We start from the raw sequence: 14,727 nt of genomic DNA, 5'->3' as shown, positions 1-14,727 counted from the left end.
CAGCGTGTTTCAGACAGAAGGCGCGCAATCATCATACTCGAGGGTGTTTGGATTCCTGAGGTTCCATACAGCTGTTCCTCTCAGTGGAGAGGCAAACCGCTTACCACCGGAAATGCGCGAAGGCCTTATTGGCCTCAGCCATCTTGTGAGTGTCCTCCTTCTTCTTAACAGATCCACCATCGTTGTTGGCGGCGGCCATGAATTCCGCGGCCAGCTTGTCGGCCATTGACTTCTCGTTCCGGGCCGTGGCGTACTGGATGAGCCAGCGGATAGCCAGCGCGGTGCGGCGATCCTGGCGAACTTCGACCGGTACCTGATAGGTGGCGCCACCGACACGGCGGGAGCGCACCTCGAGCACCGGCTTAACGTTGTTCATCGCCTTGCGGAAAACGTCGAGCGCGTTGTCGCCCGTCTTTTTCTCCATCAGATCGCAGGCATCATAAAACAACTGCTCGGCGGTGGAGCGCTTGCCGCGCTTCATCAACGACGAGACAAACTGTGTGACCAGCGTATCCTGATACCGGAAGTCCGGCTGGATTGGTCTTTTCGGTCGCTTTCTTCTTCTCGGCATATTATCTACTTACGCCTTGGGCTTCTTGGTGCCGTATTTTGAACGGCCGCGTTTCCGTTCGGCCACGCCAGCCGTATCCATCGTGCCGCGGATGACATGGTAGCGGACGCCGGGCAGGTCCTTCACACGACCGCCGCGAATAAGCACAATCGAGTGCTCCTGCAGGTTGTGTCCTTCGCCCGGAATGTAGGCCGTCACTTCGATCTGGTTCGTCAGACGGACGCGGGCTACCTTCCGAAGCGCCGAATTCGGCTTCTTGGGCGTCGACGTATACACGCGCGTGCACACGCCCCGCTTCTGCGGCGACGCATTCAGGGCCGGCACTTTGTTTTTGTCAACGACCTGCTTGCGGCCCTTGCGGATCAACTGGTTAATAGTCGGCAAAACTTCTCCTGCTTACCTGTCATCTGTTGCTGCATACGCAAAAGAGACTCGCAATTTAGACGAAACCGCCTGCATGTCAAGCGTTTTCTTTGAAAATATCCGCCACCGTTGTGCGCTTCGATTCGCCGTCTTCAAGCTCCTCCGGTTCCTCATCCTCGTGCTCGACTTCAAGCTGCCGATACGATTCGATACCGGTACCGGCCGGTATCAACCGGCCAATGATCACGTTCTCTTTCAGGCCCATAAGGTAGTCAACCTTACCGGAAATAGCGGCCTCGGTTAATACCCGGGTGGTCTCCTGGAACGAAGCCGCAGAAATGAAGCTCTCGGTTGACAACGAGGCCCGGGTGATACCCAGCAACAGCGGTTCCGCGGTCGCCGGCTCACCGCCCTCGGCGATGATCCGGGCGTTCTCCTCAAGGAACTTGGTCTTGTCAACCTTCTCTCCCTCAAGGAAATCCGTGTCACCGACCGACTCCACCTGCACCTTCTGGAGCATCTGGCGGACGATTGTTTCGATGTGCTTGTCGTTGATTTTCACGCCCTGCAAACGATAGACTTCCTGAATCTCGTTCACGAGGTACGCTTGTACGGCGTACACACCGAGAATGCGCAGGATATCATGTGGATCGACAGAGCCTTCGCACAACCGGTCGCCGGCACGGACATAGTCACCGTCGTGAACCATCAGGTGCTTGCCGTGCGGTACGAGGTATTCCTTGACCTCGTCCTGCTCACCCTTCACGATGATCTGCTGCTGGCCCCGGACGATTTTGCCGAACTCGACAGTCCCGTCGACCTCGGAAATCACCGCCGGGTCGTGCGGACGACGAGCTTCGAACAGCTCGGCGACGCGCGGCAGACCGCCGGTGATATCGCGCGACTTGGATATCATACGAGGCATCTTGACCAGGGTGTCGCCCGGCTTAACCTCTTGTCCTTCAGCGACCTGAAGCTGAGCATCGGTGGGAATCCGGTAGCTCGCCAGCATTTTGCCGGCAGCACTGACCACGTTGATGGTCGGGAACAGCGTCTTATCGCGGTATTCGATCACCTTGCGCTGGATAAGTCCGGTCTGGTCATCGATTTCCTCGCGAACAGTAACATCCAGAATGAGATCCTTGAACTTGACTGACCCGGCCCGTTCGGTCATAATGACGCCGGTGTACGGGTCCCATTCAAAGAGGGTATCTCCCTTCTTCAACTCCTGACCGTCTTTGACCACCAGGTGCGCCCCGTAGGGGAGTTTGAACCGGTTGCGCGTGCGACCGCGGTCGTCCTGCACCACCAACTCGCCGACCCCGTCCCGGCTCGAAATCATCGTCGTGCCGTCCTCCCGGTCGATCATAGACGCGTTCTCCAGGCGAACGATACCATCGTGCTTGGTCGCCACCTGTGACTGTTCTGCGATACGCGCGGCCGTACCGCCGATATGGAACGTGCGCAGCGTCAGCTGCGTGCCGGGTTCGCCGATCGACTGAGCGGCGATAACACCGACCGCCTCGCCGATATCGACCATCTGGCGGTTGGCAAGGTTGCGGCCGTAGCACTTCGCGCAGACACCGTATTTGGTCTCGCACGTCAACACGGAACGAATTCGCACGGTTTCGATACCGGCTTCTTCGACCCGCGCCGCCTCGGCCTCCTTTATTTCTTCCCCGGCCGCAATGATAAGTTCATCGGTGATGGGGTCATAAATGTCGTCGAGCGACACGCGGCCGAGAATTCGATCGGCCAGCGACTCGATAACCTCTTCGCCTTCCTTCAATGCCGCGACATCAAGTCCCATGATGGTCCCGCAGTCAACTTCGCGAACGATAACATCCTGCGCGACATCGACCAGACGTCGGGTGAGGTACCCGGCATCCGCCGTTTTCAACGCCGTATCGGCAAGTCCCTTGCGGGCGCCGTGGGTGGAGATGAAGTACTCCTGCACCGACAAACCTTCACGGAAGTTGGACGTCACGGGGGTCTCGATGATCTCACCGACGCCGCCCGTGATCTTCTTCTGCGGCTTTGCCATCAGACCACGCATGCCGGCGAGCTGACGAATCTGCTCCTTTGAACCGCGGGCGCCAGAGTCAGCCATCATGAACACCGGGTTGAACCCCTGGTCCTGTTCGGCGAGATTGCGGAACATCACCTCCGCAACTTCGTTGGTCGTCCGGGTCCAGGTATCAATGACCTGGTTGTAGCGCTCGCCGTTGGTGATCACGCCCCGCTCGTAGCGCTTCGTGATCTTGGCGACTTCCTTCTTGGCGTTTTCGATCAACTCGTCTTTCGCCTTCGGGACCACCAGGTCCTGAATCGAAACAGTCACCCCGGCCCGTGTGGCATATTCGAACCCTGTCTGTTTCAGCCGATCGAGAAACCGGATTGTCTCCGTCTGGCCGTGCTGCCAGTAGGAGCGGCTGACGAGTTCTTCCAGTTTTCCCTTGCTGGCAACGTCGTTGAAGTAGGGCATGCCTTCCGGCAGGATGCCGTTGAAAATCAGCCGTCCGGGGGTCGTGTTGACGAGTTCGCCATTGCGTCTGACGTGCACCATGGCATGCATGCCGACGCTGCCCGAATCGTACGCAATCAGGCACTCTTCAGGTGACACAAACGCCATGCCCTCGCCGATATCGCCGTCGCGCACCTTCGTGAGGTAATAGCAGCCAAGCACGATATCCTGCGAAGGGACCGCAACCGGACGTCCGGACGACGGCAGCAAAACGTTGTTTGTTGCCAGCATCAACACGCGCGCCTCGAGCTGCGCCTCGAAGGACAGCGGGACGTGCACGGCCATCTGATCGCCGTCGAAGTCCGCGTTAAAGGCCGCGCACACCAGCGGGTGCAGTCGGATGGCTTTCCCTTCGACCAAGACCGGATAAAACGCCTGAATTCCCAGCCTGTGCAGAGTGGGCGCGCGGTTGAGCATCACGGGATGTTCTTCGATAATCTCTTCAAGGATATCCCAGACTTCGGGGCGTTCTTTCTCGACCAGCTTCTTGGCCGACTTGACCGTCTGCACAAACCCTTTCTCTTCGAGCTTCATGATGATGAAGGGTTTGAAAAGTTCAAGGGCCATGTTTTTCGGCAGGCCACACTGATGCAGCTTGAGCTCCGGTCCAACCACGATCACCGAGCGACCGGAGTAGTCCACACGCTTACCAAGCAGGTTCTGGCGGAACCTGCCCTGTTTCCCCTTGAGCAGATCCGAGAGCGATTTGAGCGGCCGCTTTGAATCGCCGCGCACGGAGTGGGTGCGACGGCCGTTGTCGAACAACGCGTCGACCGCCTCCTGCAGCATCCGTTTCTCGTTGCGCAGAATGACTTCCGGGGCCTGAATGTCGATAAGCTTCTTCAGGCGGTTATTGCGATTAATGACGCGTCGATACAAATCGTTCAGGTCTGAAGTGGCGAAACGGCCGCCCTCGAGCGGCACCAACGGACGAAGGTCCGGCGGAATGACCGGAACGATCTGCATGATCATCCATTCCGGCCGATTGTTCGAGTGGCGAAATGATTCGAATATGCGGAGTCGTTTGAGCAGGTCTTTCTTGCGCTGCGCCGAGGTCTCTACCTTGACCTGAGCGCGCAAAGTCGCAACCATCTCCTCGATGTCGATCTTGGCGAGGAGGTCGCGGACGGCTTCGGCGCCCATCCGGGCGTCGAACTCCTTCCCCGCCTCTTCCAAGTCCATGAACTCCTCTTCCGTCAGGACGTCACCTTCCTGGAAGGAGGAGTTGCCCGGATCGATCATCAGGTAGGCTTCATAATACAGAATCTTTTCCAGCTCGCGCACCGACAGATCGAGCATGTGGCCGATCCGGGACGGCAGCGACTTGAAGTACCAGATATGCGAAACGGGAACCGCCAGTTCGATATGGCCCATGCGCTCGCGCCGGACCTTCGACTGCGTCACCTCGACGCCGCACCGATCGCAGACGATGCCGCGAAAACGGATACGCTTGTACTTGCCGCAGCTGCACTCCCAGTCCTTGACGGGACCAAAGATGCGCTCGCAGAACAGCCCATCTCGTTCCGGCTTAAACGACCGGTAGTTGATCGTCTCCGGCTTCGTGACTTCACCGAACGACCAGGACAGAATCGTCTCAGGCGAGGCGATCTGAATTTGAATCGCGGCAAAGTCGGAGGGCTTTTTCTGCTGCCCGGGATTCTTGGTTACGAAATCCACCACTTCAGACTCCTTTATTCATCAGGCGGGGGTTCGACACCCCGCCTGTCTCAGCACTGCCTGCCCGCCTACTTTTCTATCAACCGAACATCGAGCCCAAGCGCCTGCAGTTCCTTGATCAGAACGTTGAAGGCTTCGGGATAGCCCGGTTCCGGCGGGTTTTCGCCCTTCACGATCGCTTCGTACACGCGACTGCGTCCCTGCACGTCGTCGGATTTCACCGTCAGCATCTCCTGCAGGGTATACGCTGCCCCGTAGGCTTCTAATGCCCACACTTCCATTTCGCCGAAACGCTGGCCGCCGAATTGGGCTTTGCCCCCCAGCGGCTGCTGCGTGACCAGCGAATACGGGCCGATCGATCGGGCGTGGATCTTATCATCAACCAGGTGCGACAGCTTCAGCATGTAGATGTAGCCGACCGTCACCCGGTTGTGGAACCGGTCGCCGGTCTGGCCGTCGTACAACCACATCTTGCCGTCGTCGGGGGCGCCGGCCTCTCTGAGCTTGGCAATCACATCGTCAACTCCCGCGCCGTCGAAGACCGGGGTTGAAATGCGCTGCCCGAGCTTCTTGGCGGCCCAGCCCATGTGAGTCTCGAGGATCTGGCCTACGTTCATACGCGATGGTACGCCCAGCGGGTTGAGAATGACATCCACCGCCGTGCCGTCATCCATGTACGGCAGATCTTCAATTGGCACAATGCGCGAGACGACGCCCTTGTTACCGTGGCGGCCGGCCATCTTGTCACCGACCGAAATCTTGCGACGGATTGCGATCGTGACTTTGACCAGCTGCTTGACGCCCGGCGGCAGTTCCGCCCCGCGCTGCACCTTGTCGATTTCGATATCCATCTGCACCTGCTTCTGCTGAAGCAGAGCGGCAGCCTCGGCGATCACGGCGTCAACATGCTTGTTGACCGTGTCGTCGTTGCACCAGCCGTCAGCGGCGACCGCCTGGTCGACGTCAATCGTCTCAAAGGTATCGACTTTGTACTTATGGCCGGTACGAATGAGAACCGAGTTGTCCAGAGCAGAGCGGACCAACTTCGACGTCTGGCCCTCGAGCAACTCGCCGAGTCTCCGATTGCGGAGATTGGTGATGTCGAGCAGCTGCTTGGTGAATTGCCGCTTGATGGCCGCGATATCGGTCTTCTCCTGCTTCTTGGCCTCTTCGGTGCGCTCCTTGCGGGAGAACACGCGAGTCTTGATGATCACGCCCTTCATCCCCGGCGGCGCCTTCAAAGACGCGTCGCGCACATCGCCGGCCTTCTCCCCGAATATGGCCCGGAGGAGACGTTCCTCAGGCGAAAGCTCCGTCTCGCCTTTGGGCGTCACCTTGCCGACGAGTATATCGCCCGCTTCGACTTCAGCGCCGACGCGAATGATTCCCCGTTCATCGAGATTGAGCAAGGCCTCCTCGGACACGTTGGGGATTTCACGCGTGATTTCCTCCGCTCCGCGTTTCGTGTCGCGGACCTGGAGCTCATATTCTTCTATGTGTATGGACGTGAAAATGTCCTGATGAATCAGGCGTTCGGAGAGGATAATCGCATCCTCGAAGTTGTAACCGCGCCACGGCATAAACGCCACCAGCGTGTTGTTACCGAGCGCCAGCTCGCCGTTATCCACCGCCGGACCGTCGGCGACCACATCCCCTTCCTTCACCTCGTCATTGAGATGAACCACGGGGCGATAGTTGATACACGTATCCTGGTTGGAGCGGCGATACTTGGTCATCGGATAGACGTCGTCCTCGACGTATCCCAGCTTGCCTGCCCGCTGTGACACTTTCGGTCGGATCACAACCTTCTCGGCGTCGACATACACAACAGTGCCGGCCCGGCGACAACGCACGGCAACACCGGAGTCGAGAGCCACCTTTCGCTCCATGCCGGTACCGACGATCGGAGCTTCGGTCTTCAACAGCGGCACGGCCTGGCGCTGCATGTTGGAGCCCATCAGCGCGCGGTTGGCGTCGTCGTGCTCAAGGAACGGGATAAGCGACGCCGCAACGGAGACGATTTGCCGCGGCGAGACGTCCATGTACTGGACTTCCTCGCGCGGAATAATCGGGTAGTCGGACCGACGACGGCAGGTAATACGGTCGTTGACGAAACGCCCCTTGTCGTCGAGCGGCTCCTCGCATCCGGCAATGTAGTAGCGATCCTCCTGTTCGGCCGACAGGAACACAACCTCGCCCGTCACTTTTCCCTTTTCGACTTTGCGATAGGGCGTCTCGAGAAAGCCGTACTTGTTGATGCGCGCGAAGGTGGCCATCGAGGATATCAGACCGATATTCGGACCTTCCGGCGTTTCGATCGGGCACATGCGACCGTAATGCGTGTGGTGCACGTCACGAACTTCGAATCCGGCCCGCTCGCGTGTGAGACCGCCGGGCCCCAACGCCGAGAGGCGTCGCTTGTGCGTCAACTCGGACAGCGGATTGGTCTGGTCCATGAACTGCGACAGCTGCGACGATCCGAAGAAAGTCTCGATAACCGATGAGACGGTGCGGGCATTGACGAGCAGCTGCGGGGTGACGTTTTCCTGGTCCTTGAGTGAGAGCCGCTCGCGGATCGTCCGGGCCACGCGCGACAATCCAACCGAAAACAGGTTGGACAACAGCTCGCCGACCGTGCGGGCCCGACGGTTGCCGAGGTGGTCGATATCGTCCGTGTACCCCTGGTCGTTGCGCAACCCGATGATGTACTTGGTGATCGCGATCAGATCCTTGTGGTCGAACACCGTCTTGTCGAGCGGGATATCGAGTCCGAGCCGCTCGTTGATCATGTAACGACCCACTTCACCGAGATCATAACGCTTGTTATCGAACAGCAGCTTTTCGAGCAGCGACTCGGCCATCTCCATCGTGGGCGGTTCGCCTGGCCGCATCAGCGTGTAAATTTTGACCAGCGCTTCCTCACGCGATGACGCGACGTCCTTCTTCAACGTATTGAGAATGACGTAGGCTTCCTTCTTCTCGTCTTTGGGGACGATGCGGACGCTTTTGTGGCCGAGCGCGGTGATCTTCTCGACGACGTCCTCGGTGAGCGGTTCGCCGACCGACAGCACCACCTCGCCGGTTTCCTTGTCGATAATCGTCTCGGCAAGGAAACATCCCTCGTAGTCGCCGGCCTTCTTCCCGCTGAGAGTCAGTTTCTGGATGGGATAGAACAGATCAACGATTTCCTCGTCCGAGGAGTACCCGATCGCCCGCAGGAGGGTGGTTACAGGCAGCTTGCGCTTGGAATCGAGATACACGAACATGATGTCGTTGATATCCATGCTGAACTCGACCCAGGAACCCCGGTAGGGAATGACACGGGCCGAAAACAGCTTCTTGCCGTTGGGGTGGATTTCCTCGTCGAAAAACACCCCCGGCGAGCGGTGCAACTGGCTGACGATCACGCGCTCGGCGCCGTTGATGATAAACGTGCCCCATTCGGTGATCAGCGGCAGTTCGCCGAGGTAGACATCCTGCTCGATGATATCCTTGACCTCTTTCTGGTCGCCCTCTCCCTGGCGGCTGACCAGACGCATCGTAACTTTCAGCGGCGCGGCAAAAGTCATGTTCCGCTCGCGGCATTCATCGATGCTGTAGCGGGTCGGGCCGAGATGGTAGTTGACGAACTCCAGCGAGTAATTCTCGTGGATGTCCGTCACCGGGAATATCTCGGTGAAAATCTGGTGAAGCCCCTGCCTCTGGCGCTTGTCCGGAGGGACATCAGCCTGCAGGAAGTCCTCGTAGGACCTCACCTGCACTTCGAGGAAATTGGGCATGTCGGTGGCGTCGCCGACGGCCGCATAGGAAGTACGGTTCACCGCATCTGCGTGTGCCAAATCGAATCCCTCCTAAATAGAAAAAGGCCCGCGGAGGACGTACTCCTCCGGCGAGGGGATTTCCTGGATGCGAAAGTCTGTGTACGCGTGGACGATTCTGTCATCAACGTCATGTTTTCTCCCCAGAGTCTTCTCTAAAGGGAGCCGGTTCTGCAGTCAATCGACCAACCAGAAAAAAACTATGGGAAACTGCGCTACCTGCGCATCTACCACCTGATAACGGGCCGGGACCCGTTTGGTTCCCGGCCGTCACACACTCGGAGCCGGCTATTTGATCTGAACGGAGGCGCCGACTTCTTCAAGCTTGGCCTTGATGGACTCGGCCTCTTCCTTGGAGACGCCTTCCTTCACCTTGGCCGGAGCGCCGTCAACCAGGTCCTTGGCCTCTTTCAGGCCCAGGGAGGTCAACTCACGCACAACTTTAATGACCTGGATCTTCTTGTCGCCGGCGGCCTGCAGTTCCACGTCGAACTCAGTCTTCTCTTCAACGGCGGCTTCGCCGCCACCACCGGCCATCATACCCGGCATCATGGCCACCGGAGCTGCGGCGGTAACGCCGAACTTCTCCTGCAGCGCCTTCGACAGGTCGGCCAGGTCCATTGCGCTCAAGACAGAAATCTTGTCGACGATTTCATCAATTGCTGCGTTTGCCACGTCACAAACCTCTCAATACTACTATGTTTACGTTTCGTGTCTTTCGTATACGCGGATCGACCCGGCTCAACTTTCGCTCTCGCGTTTTCTCGCCAGCGCGTCGATAGTCCCCACCAAATCCCGCATGATAGCATCGATCGTCCCGATCACCGCAGTCAGCGGCGATTCGACGGCCGCTATCACCTGGGACAGGAGGACTTCGCGCGACGGCAGGTCGGCCAGCCGCTTGATCTCAGTGCCCGCATGCACGTGGTCGTCAACGACGAACACCTTGATGCGCGGCATCTCCCGTTCCTTGTAGGACTCGTGGAGAATTTTCGCCGGGACGCTCGGATCGTCGTAGCAAAACGCCACGGCCGTCGGCCCTTCCAGCGATGCCCGAATGTCATCGGTTACCCCGGCCTCTCTGGCCGCAATCTTCAGCAGGGTGTTCTTAGCCACCACGTAGGTGACGTGACCCTTGCGCAGATTCCGGCGCAGTTCCGTGACATGAGCCACGTTCAGGCCCTGGTAATCCGTGACAAAAAAGGAGCTGGATTCTTCGAAGAGCTTTTTCAGCTCAGCGACCTTTTCGAGTTTGTCAGGTTTCGGCATGATATCCAACTCCTCTACTTCCGCAGAGCCGAGGTTAGTTCGGCATAATCGAGTTTTATACCGGGGCTCATGGTCGAACAGAGTGCGACGCCGAGGACATATGACCCCTTCGCCGACGCGGGCTTGGCCCGAAGAATGGCGTCGACAAACGCGTGAATGTTCTCGATCAGCTTGGCTTCGTCGAACGAGATCTTGCCGATCGAGACGGCCACATTCGCCAGTTTGTCAACACGGAACTCGATACGTCCCGCCTTCAACTCCTTGACCGTGCGCTCGATATCCATCGTGACCGTACCGGTCTTCGGGTTCGGCATCAACCCGCGGGGACCAAGTACCTTCCCCAACGGGCCGAGGATCCGCATCATATCCGGGGTTGCAACCGCAACCTCGAAATCGGTCCAGCCACCCTTGACCTTCTCGGCCAGATCTTCGGCGCCGACAAAGTCAGCACCGGCCCGGCGCGCCTCTTCCGCCTTCTCGCCGGCCGCAAACACGGCTACGCGCACCGACTTGCCCGTTCCATTGGGAAGGGAGACCGTGCCGCGGACCATCTGGTCGGCGTGTTTGGGATCGACCCCCAGGCGGATGGCCAGCTCCACCGACTCGTCAAACTTGACGTAGTGGTTTTCTTTCAGGAGCTTGACCGCTTCAGCTACCGGGTACTTCTTCTGCCGATCAACTTTGGCGCGGAAATCCCGATACTTCTTTGATCGTTTCATAACCTCCTATTCTCCCCGACCGGGTTCATACGCCCCGGACAGGTGCCAGCGAATGTGGTTGTGTTCGCAGTCGGCGATCAGCCGACCACTTCTATTCCCATGGAGCGGGCAGTCCCCGCAACCATTTTAATGGCCGCCTCAACGCTGGCGGCGTTCAAGTCCTGCATTTTCTGCTCGGCGATCTCTTTCACCTGCTGGATCGTCACCTGGCCGATCTTGTCCCGGTTCGGAACGCCCGAACCTTTCTTGACTTTTGCGGCCATCTTGAGAAGCGTCGATGCCGGCGGGGTCTTGGTGATAAACGTAAACGACTTGTCGCTGAAGACGGTAATAATGACGGGGGTGAGAATCCCGTTGCCGCCCTGCGTGCGAGCGTTAAACGCCTTGCAGAATTCCATGATATTGACCCCGCGCTGGCCGAGCGCCGGACCTACCGGCGGCGCCGGATTGGCCTGCCCGGCCGGGATCTGCAATTTGATTTCAGCTACCGGTTTCTTTGCCACGAGTAGTTTCGCTCCCGCTCACCCTGTCAGGATTTTGCCTTTACTGGTTCAACCTGCAGGAAGTCGAGTTCCACTGGTGTGGGACGACCGAATATCGACACCATCACCTTGACTTTCCTGCGCTCCAAATTCACTTCACTGACCGTCCCCGAAAAGTCGGCAAACGGCCCATCGTTCACTTTCACGGCATCGCCGGCCTGGAACGGAATGTCATCACTTTCCTCTTCCCGGCTGCGGTCGATTTGGCCGACAATCCGCTCCACTTCGCTTTGACGAAGCGCCTGCGGTTTGCCGCCGGCGCCGACGAAATTGGTGATTCCCGGCGTGTTCACGACGAGATTCTGCGTCTGCTTGTCCAGCTCCATCTCTATTAATATGTAGCTGGGGAGGAATTTCCGCGTAGAGGTCGATCGCTTCCCCTGCTTCATCTCGGTCACCTGCTCGGTCGGCACGAGAATCTGGCCAAACTTGTCCTGAAGCCCCTCGTTAACGACGGCGGACTCCAGGTACCGTTTCGCTTTCTGCTCGTGACCCGAGTAGGTGTGCGCGACGTACCAGCGAAGGGCCATATCAGCCTCCAACGCCTCCTCCAAACACCAACTTCACGACAAACGTCAGGCCGCGATCAACGATCCCGATAAAAATCGCGACGATTAGAGACACCACGACCGTGACGATCGTCGATCCGATCAACTCGTCCTTGGTAGGCCAGGTCATCTTGCGAAGCTCACCCACCGTTTCCTTGAGGTATTTCTTTAGCTTTTCCAAAATCGTCGACACCTCTGTAAGTAACAGGCCAGGAGGGACTCGAACCCCCAACATCCGGTTTTGGAGACCGGCGCTCTACCATTCGAGCTACTGGCCTTCGGTAACACTCGTGTCCGTCTTACCTGGTTTCTTTATGCGACGTGTGCTTGTTACAAAAGGGGCAGTACTTGCGGTACTCCACCCGTTCCGGATGCAGGCGCTTGTTCTTTTTCGTATTGTAGTTGCGCCGCTTGCACTCGCCGCAGGCCAGCGTGATTCGGTCTCTGGGCACTTTCTGCCTCGCTTATCTCAAATCGCTCGTTACTCGACAATCTTGGCGATCACACCGGCGCCGATCGTGCGGCCGCCTTCCCGGATCGCAAACCGAAGACCTTCTTCCATCGCGATCGGCGTGATCAACTCCACTTCCATCTGGATGTTGTCACCCGGCATCACCATCTCCACATTCTGCGGTAGATGCGCTACCCCCGTCACGTCCGTCGTCCGAAAATAAAACTGCGGACGATACCCCGTGAAAAACGGCGTGTGACGACCTCCCTCCTCCTTCGTCAAGACGTACACCTCCGCCGTAAACTTCTTGTGCGGCGTCACCGAACCCGGCTTCGCGATCACCATCCCCCGCTCCAGCTCCTCCTTATCAACCCCGCGAAGCAACAATCCCACGTTGTCCCCCGCGCGACCCTCATCAAGGATCTTCCGGAACATCTCCACCCCCGTGCACACCGTCTTCTTCGTCTCCCCAAATCCGACGATCTCCACTTCCTCTCCCTGCTTCACGATCCCACGCTCGATTCGGCCCGTCCCCACCGTCCCGCGTCCCGTAATCGAAAAAACGTCCTCCACCGGCATCAAAAACGGCTTGTCCATCTCCCGCTTCGGCTCCGGTACGTACGTGTCCAAGGCCTCCACCAACTCCAATACCGCCTTGAACGAATCGTCCTCCGTCTTCCCGTCCGCTCCCGCCTGCATCGCCTTCAACGCCGAACCCCGGATCACCGGGATCTCATCCCCAGGAAAATCATACGAACTCAACAGGTCTCGGACCTCTAACTCCACCAAATCCAAAAGCTCCGGATCGTCAACCATGTCAACCTTGTTCATGAACACCACGATGTACGGAACACCCACCTGACGAGCCAACAAAATGTGCTCGCGCGTCTGAGGCATCGGACCGTCCGCCGCCGATACCACCAGTATCGCACCGTCCATCTGCGCCGCACCCGTTATCATGTTCTTCACGTAATCCGCATGACCCGGACAGTCCACATGAGCATAATGACGATTCGCCGACTGGTACTCCACATGAGACGTCGCGATCGTGATACCCCGCTCACGCTCCTCCGGAGCATTGTCAATCGAATCAAACGACCGTATCGCCGTACCCGTACGGCTCGCCATCACCATCGTGATCGCCGCCGTCAACGTCGTCTTCCCGTGATCCACGTGACCTATCGTGCCAACGTTCACGTGCGGCTTCGAACGATCAAACTTCTCCTTCGCCATGGCTGAGGTGTCCCTCCATCAGGTTCGCATATAATGAGCCCAGAACCAGGATCGAACTGGTGACCTCGTCCTTACCAAGGACGTGCTCTACCGACTGAGCTATCTGGGCTACGCTTAGAAAATATCTTATCGTGCCTGTCATTCCGGCCGGTATACCGGATTTCACGCCTAAAAGGCGAGCCGTCAATATAAAACGAGCCCCCCCGATGTCAAGAAATTTCTTTCCCACGTGAAGTGGGTCGATCTAGCGAAATGGTCGACGGTTAGACCGTTTTGGTGGAGTCCGAATTCACCCCCCGGCGGGCGGTTGGCAGCTTATTTGCCCCCGCCGCTCCGCTCGAGATTTGCCCGCAGCGAATCCAGCGGTTGCACCCCCCACGCCACCCGTTGTGAATCGGACACGGAAGAGTCGACCGGATAAAGAATCGGGACTCCGAGGCTGTCGGTAATGTATTGCGTGCCATACAATTGCGGCCTGCCGATAATGGCGTGGTAGCGGTCGATGAGCATTGCGGCTTTGAGGCGGGCGCTGTCCAGCCCCTTGTCAGCGGCTGTCGCGGCAAGGTGGTGGGCCAGCAGAATGGCATCCGGAGCCTCGACATCGGCTCGGCCGAGAATCTCAGAGGCCGCGTACAGGTCCTCGGGCATCACAATAACCGCTTGTGCCAGAAAATGATAGATCTCGGCGCGATGCTTCCGGTTGAGGGCCTGGAAGCCCTGCGGCGTCGTAGTCGGGGCATCTTTTAGTCGGCGTTCCGACTCGATCATCTCCGCCAGACGGGCCGTCACCGGGCTCTCTTTCTTGGCAACCTGCAACGGCTTGCGTTCGATACACCCCTGCGCGACAAGAATCCCCGCAACAATGCCGCACATACCGATTCGAACGACTATCCTGTTAAATCTCAATCGATTGACCCCGGGTTGGCAGACAAATTAAAAAGCGGGAGACGAGACTCGAACTCGCGACCAACAGCTTGGAAGGCTGTGACTCTACCAACTGAGTTACTCCCGC

General features: G+C 58.3%; 13 protein-coding genes and 3 tRNA genes. All 16 read right to left on the bottom strand.

Features of this window, described 5'->3' with window-relative positions:
* Window positions 1-100: 100 nt before the first annotated feature.
* The gene (gene rpsG / locus RBT76_13965; GenBank protein MDX9858891.1) at window positions 101-571 is read right to left on the bottom strand and encodes a 30S ribosomal protein S7; all 471 of its coding nucleotides are present in this window, start codon (window positions 569-571) and stop codon (window positions 101-103) included.
* A gap of 9 nt (window positions 572-580) precedes the next feature.
* On the bottom strand, window positions 581-955 hold the full coding sequence (gene rpsL / locus RBT76_13960; protein MDX9858890.1) for a 30S ribosomal protein S12: 375 nt from the start codon (window positions 953-955) through the stop codon (window positions 581-583).
* A 76-nt stretch (window positions 956-1,031) separates the two neighbouring features.
* Window positions 1,032-5,135, bottom strand: a complete 4,104-nt coding sequence (gene rpoC, locus RBT76_13955) for a DNA-directed RNA polymerase subunit beta' (protein ID MDX9858889.1) — start codon at window positions 5,133-5,135, stop codon at window positions 1,032-1,034.
* A 68-nt stretch (window positions 5,136-5,203) separates the two neighbouring features.
* Window positions 5,204-8,974 carry a DNA-directed RNA polymerase subunit beta gene (rpoB, locus tag RBT76_13950; protein MDX9858888.1) on the bottom strand — a complete coding sequence of 1,257 codons (3,771 nt, stop codon included), beginning with the start codon at window positions 8,972-8,974 and terminating at the stop codon, window positions 5,204-5,206.
* Window positions 8,975-9,241: 267 nt separating this feature from the next.
* Window positions 9,242-9,628: a 50S ribosomal protein L7/L12 gene (rplL, locus tag RBT76_13945; GenBank protein ID MDX9858887.1), complete on the bottom strand. Its 387-nt coding sequence runs from the start codon at window positions 9,626-9,628 to the stop codon at window positions 9,242-9,244.
* 66 nt (window positions 9,629-9,694) lie between these two features.
* On the bottom strand, window positions 9,695-10,222 hold the full coding sequence (gene rplJ, locus RBT76_13940; GenBank protein MDX9858886.1) for a 50S ribosomal protein L10: 528 nt from the start codon (window positions 10,220-10,222) through the stop codon (window positions 9,695-9,697).
* Window positions 10,223-10,236: 14 nt separating this feature from the next.
* Complete coding sequence (gene rplA / locus RBT76_13935; protein ID MDX9858885.1) at window positions 10,237-10,941, bottom strand: 50S ribosomal protein L1; 705 nt, start codon at window positions 10,939-10,941, stop codon at window positions 10,237-10,239.
* A gap of 77 nt (window positions 10,942-11,018) precedes the next feature.
* On the bottom strand, window positions 11,019-11,444 hold the full coding sequence (rplK, locus tag RBT76_13930; GenBank protein ID MDX9858884.1) for a 50S ribosomal protein L11: 426 nt from the start codon (window positions 11,442-11,444) through the stop codon (window positions 11,019-11,021).
* A 26-nt stretch (window positions 11,445-11,470) separates the two neighbouring features.
* Window positions 11,471-12,013, bottom strand: a complete 543-nt coding sequence (gene nusG, locus RBT76_13925) for a transcription termination/antitermination protein NusG (protein ID MDX9858883.1) — start codon at window positions 12,011-12,013, stop codon at window positions 11,471-11,473.
* A 1-nt stretch (window position 12,014) separates the two neighbouring features.
* A complete protein-coding gene (gene secE / locus RBT76_13920; protein ID MDX9858882.1) occupies window positions 12,015-12,212 on the bottom strand; it encodes a preprotein translocase subunit SecE in 198 nt (65 codons plus the stop codon).
* Window positions 12,213-12,236: 24 nt separating this feature from the next.
* Window positions 12,237-12,309 (bottom strand) — tRNA-Trp (locus RBT76_13915).
* Between the two features lie 21 nt (window positions 12,310-12,330).
* Window positions 12,331-12,483: a 50S ribosomal protein L33 gene (rpmG, locus tag RBT76_13910; protein MDX9858881.1), complete on the bottom strand. Its 153-nt coding sequence runs from the start codon at window positions 12,481-12,483 to the stop codon at window positions 12,331-12,333.
* Between the two features lie 29 nt (window positions 12,484-12,512).
* On the bottom strand, window positions 12,513-13,715 hold the full coding sequence (tuf, locus tag RBT76_13905; protein ID MDX9858880.1) for an elongation factor Tu: 1,203 nt from the start codon (window positions 13,713-13,715) through the stop codon (window positions 12,513-12,515).
* Window positions 13,716-13,751: 36 nt separating this feature from the next.
* Window positions 13,752-13,824 (bottom strand) — tRNA-Thr (locus tag RBT76_13900).
* A gap of 206 nt (window positions 13,825-14,030) precedes the next feature.
* Complete coding sequence (locus RBT76_13895) at window positions 14,031-14,588, bottom strand: hypothetical protein (GenBank protein MDX9858879.1); 558 nt, start codon at window positions 14,586-14,588, stop codon at window positions 14,031-14,033.
* A 66-nt stretch (window positions 14,589-14,654) separates the two neighbouring features.
* Window positions 14,655-14,727 (bottom strand) — tRNA-Gly (locus RBT76_13890).

This window comes from Candidatus Zixiibacteriota bacterium, assembly GCA_034003725.1.
Taxonomy (GTDB): Bacteria; Zixibacteria; MSB-5A5; order GN15; family FEB-12; genus WJMS01.
The sequence above is the reverse complement of the archived record's forward strand: the minus strand, read 5'-3'. Positions and strand labels throughout refer to the sequence as shown.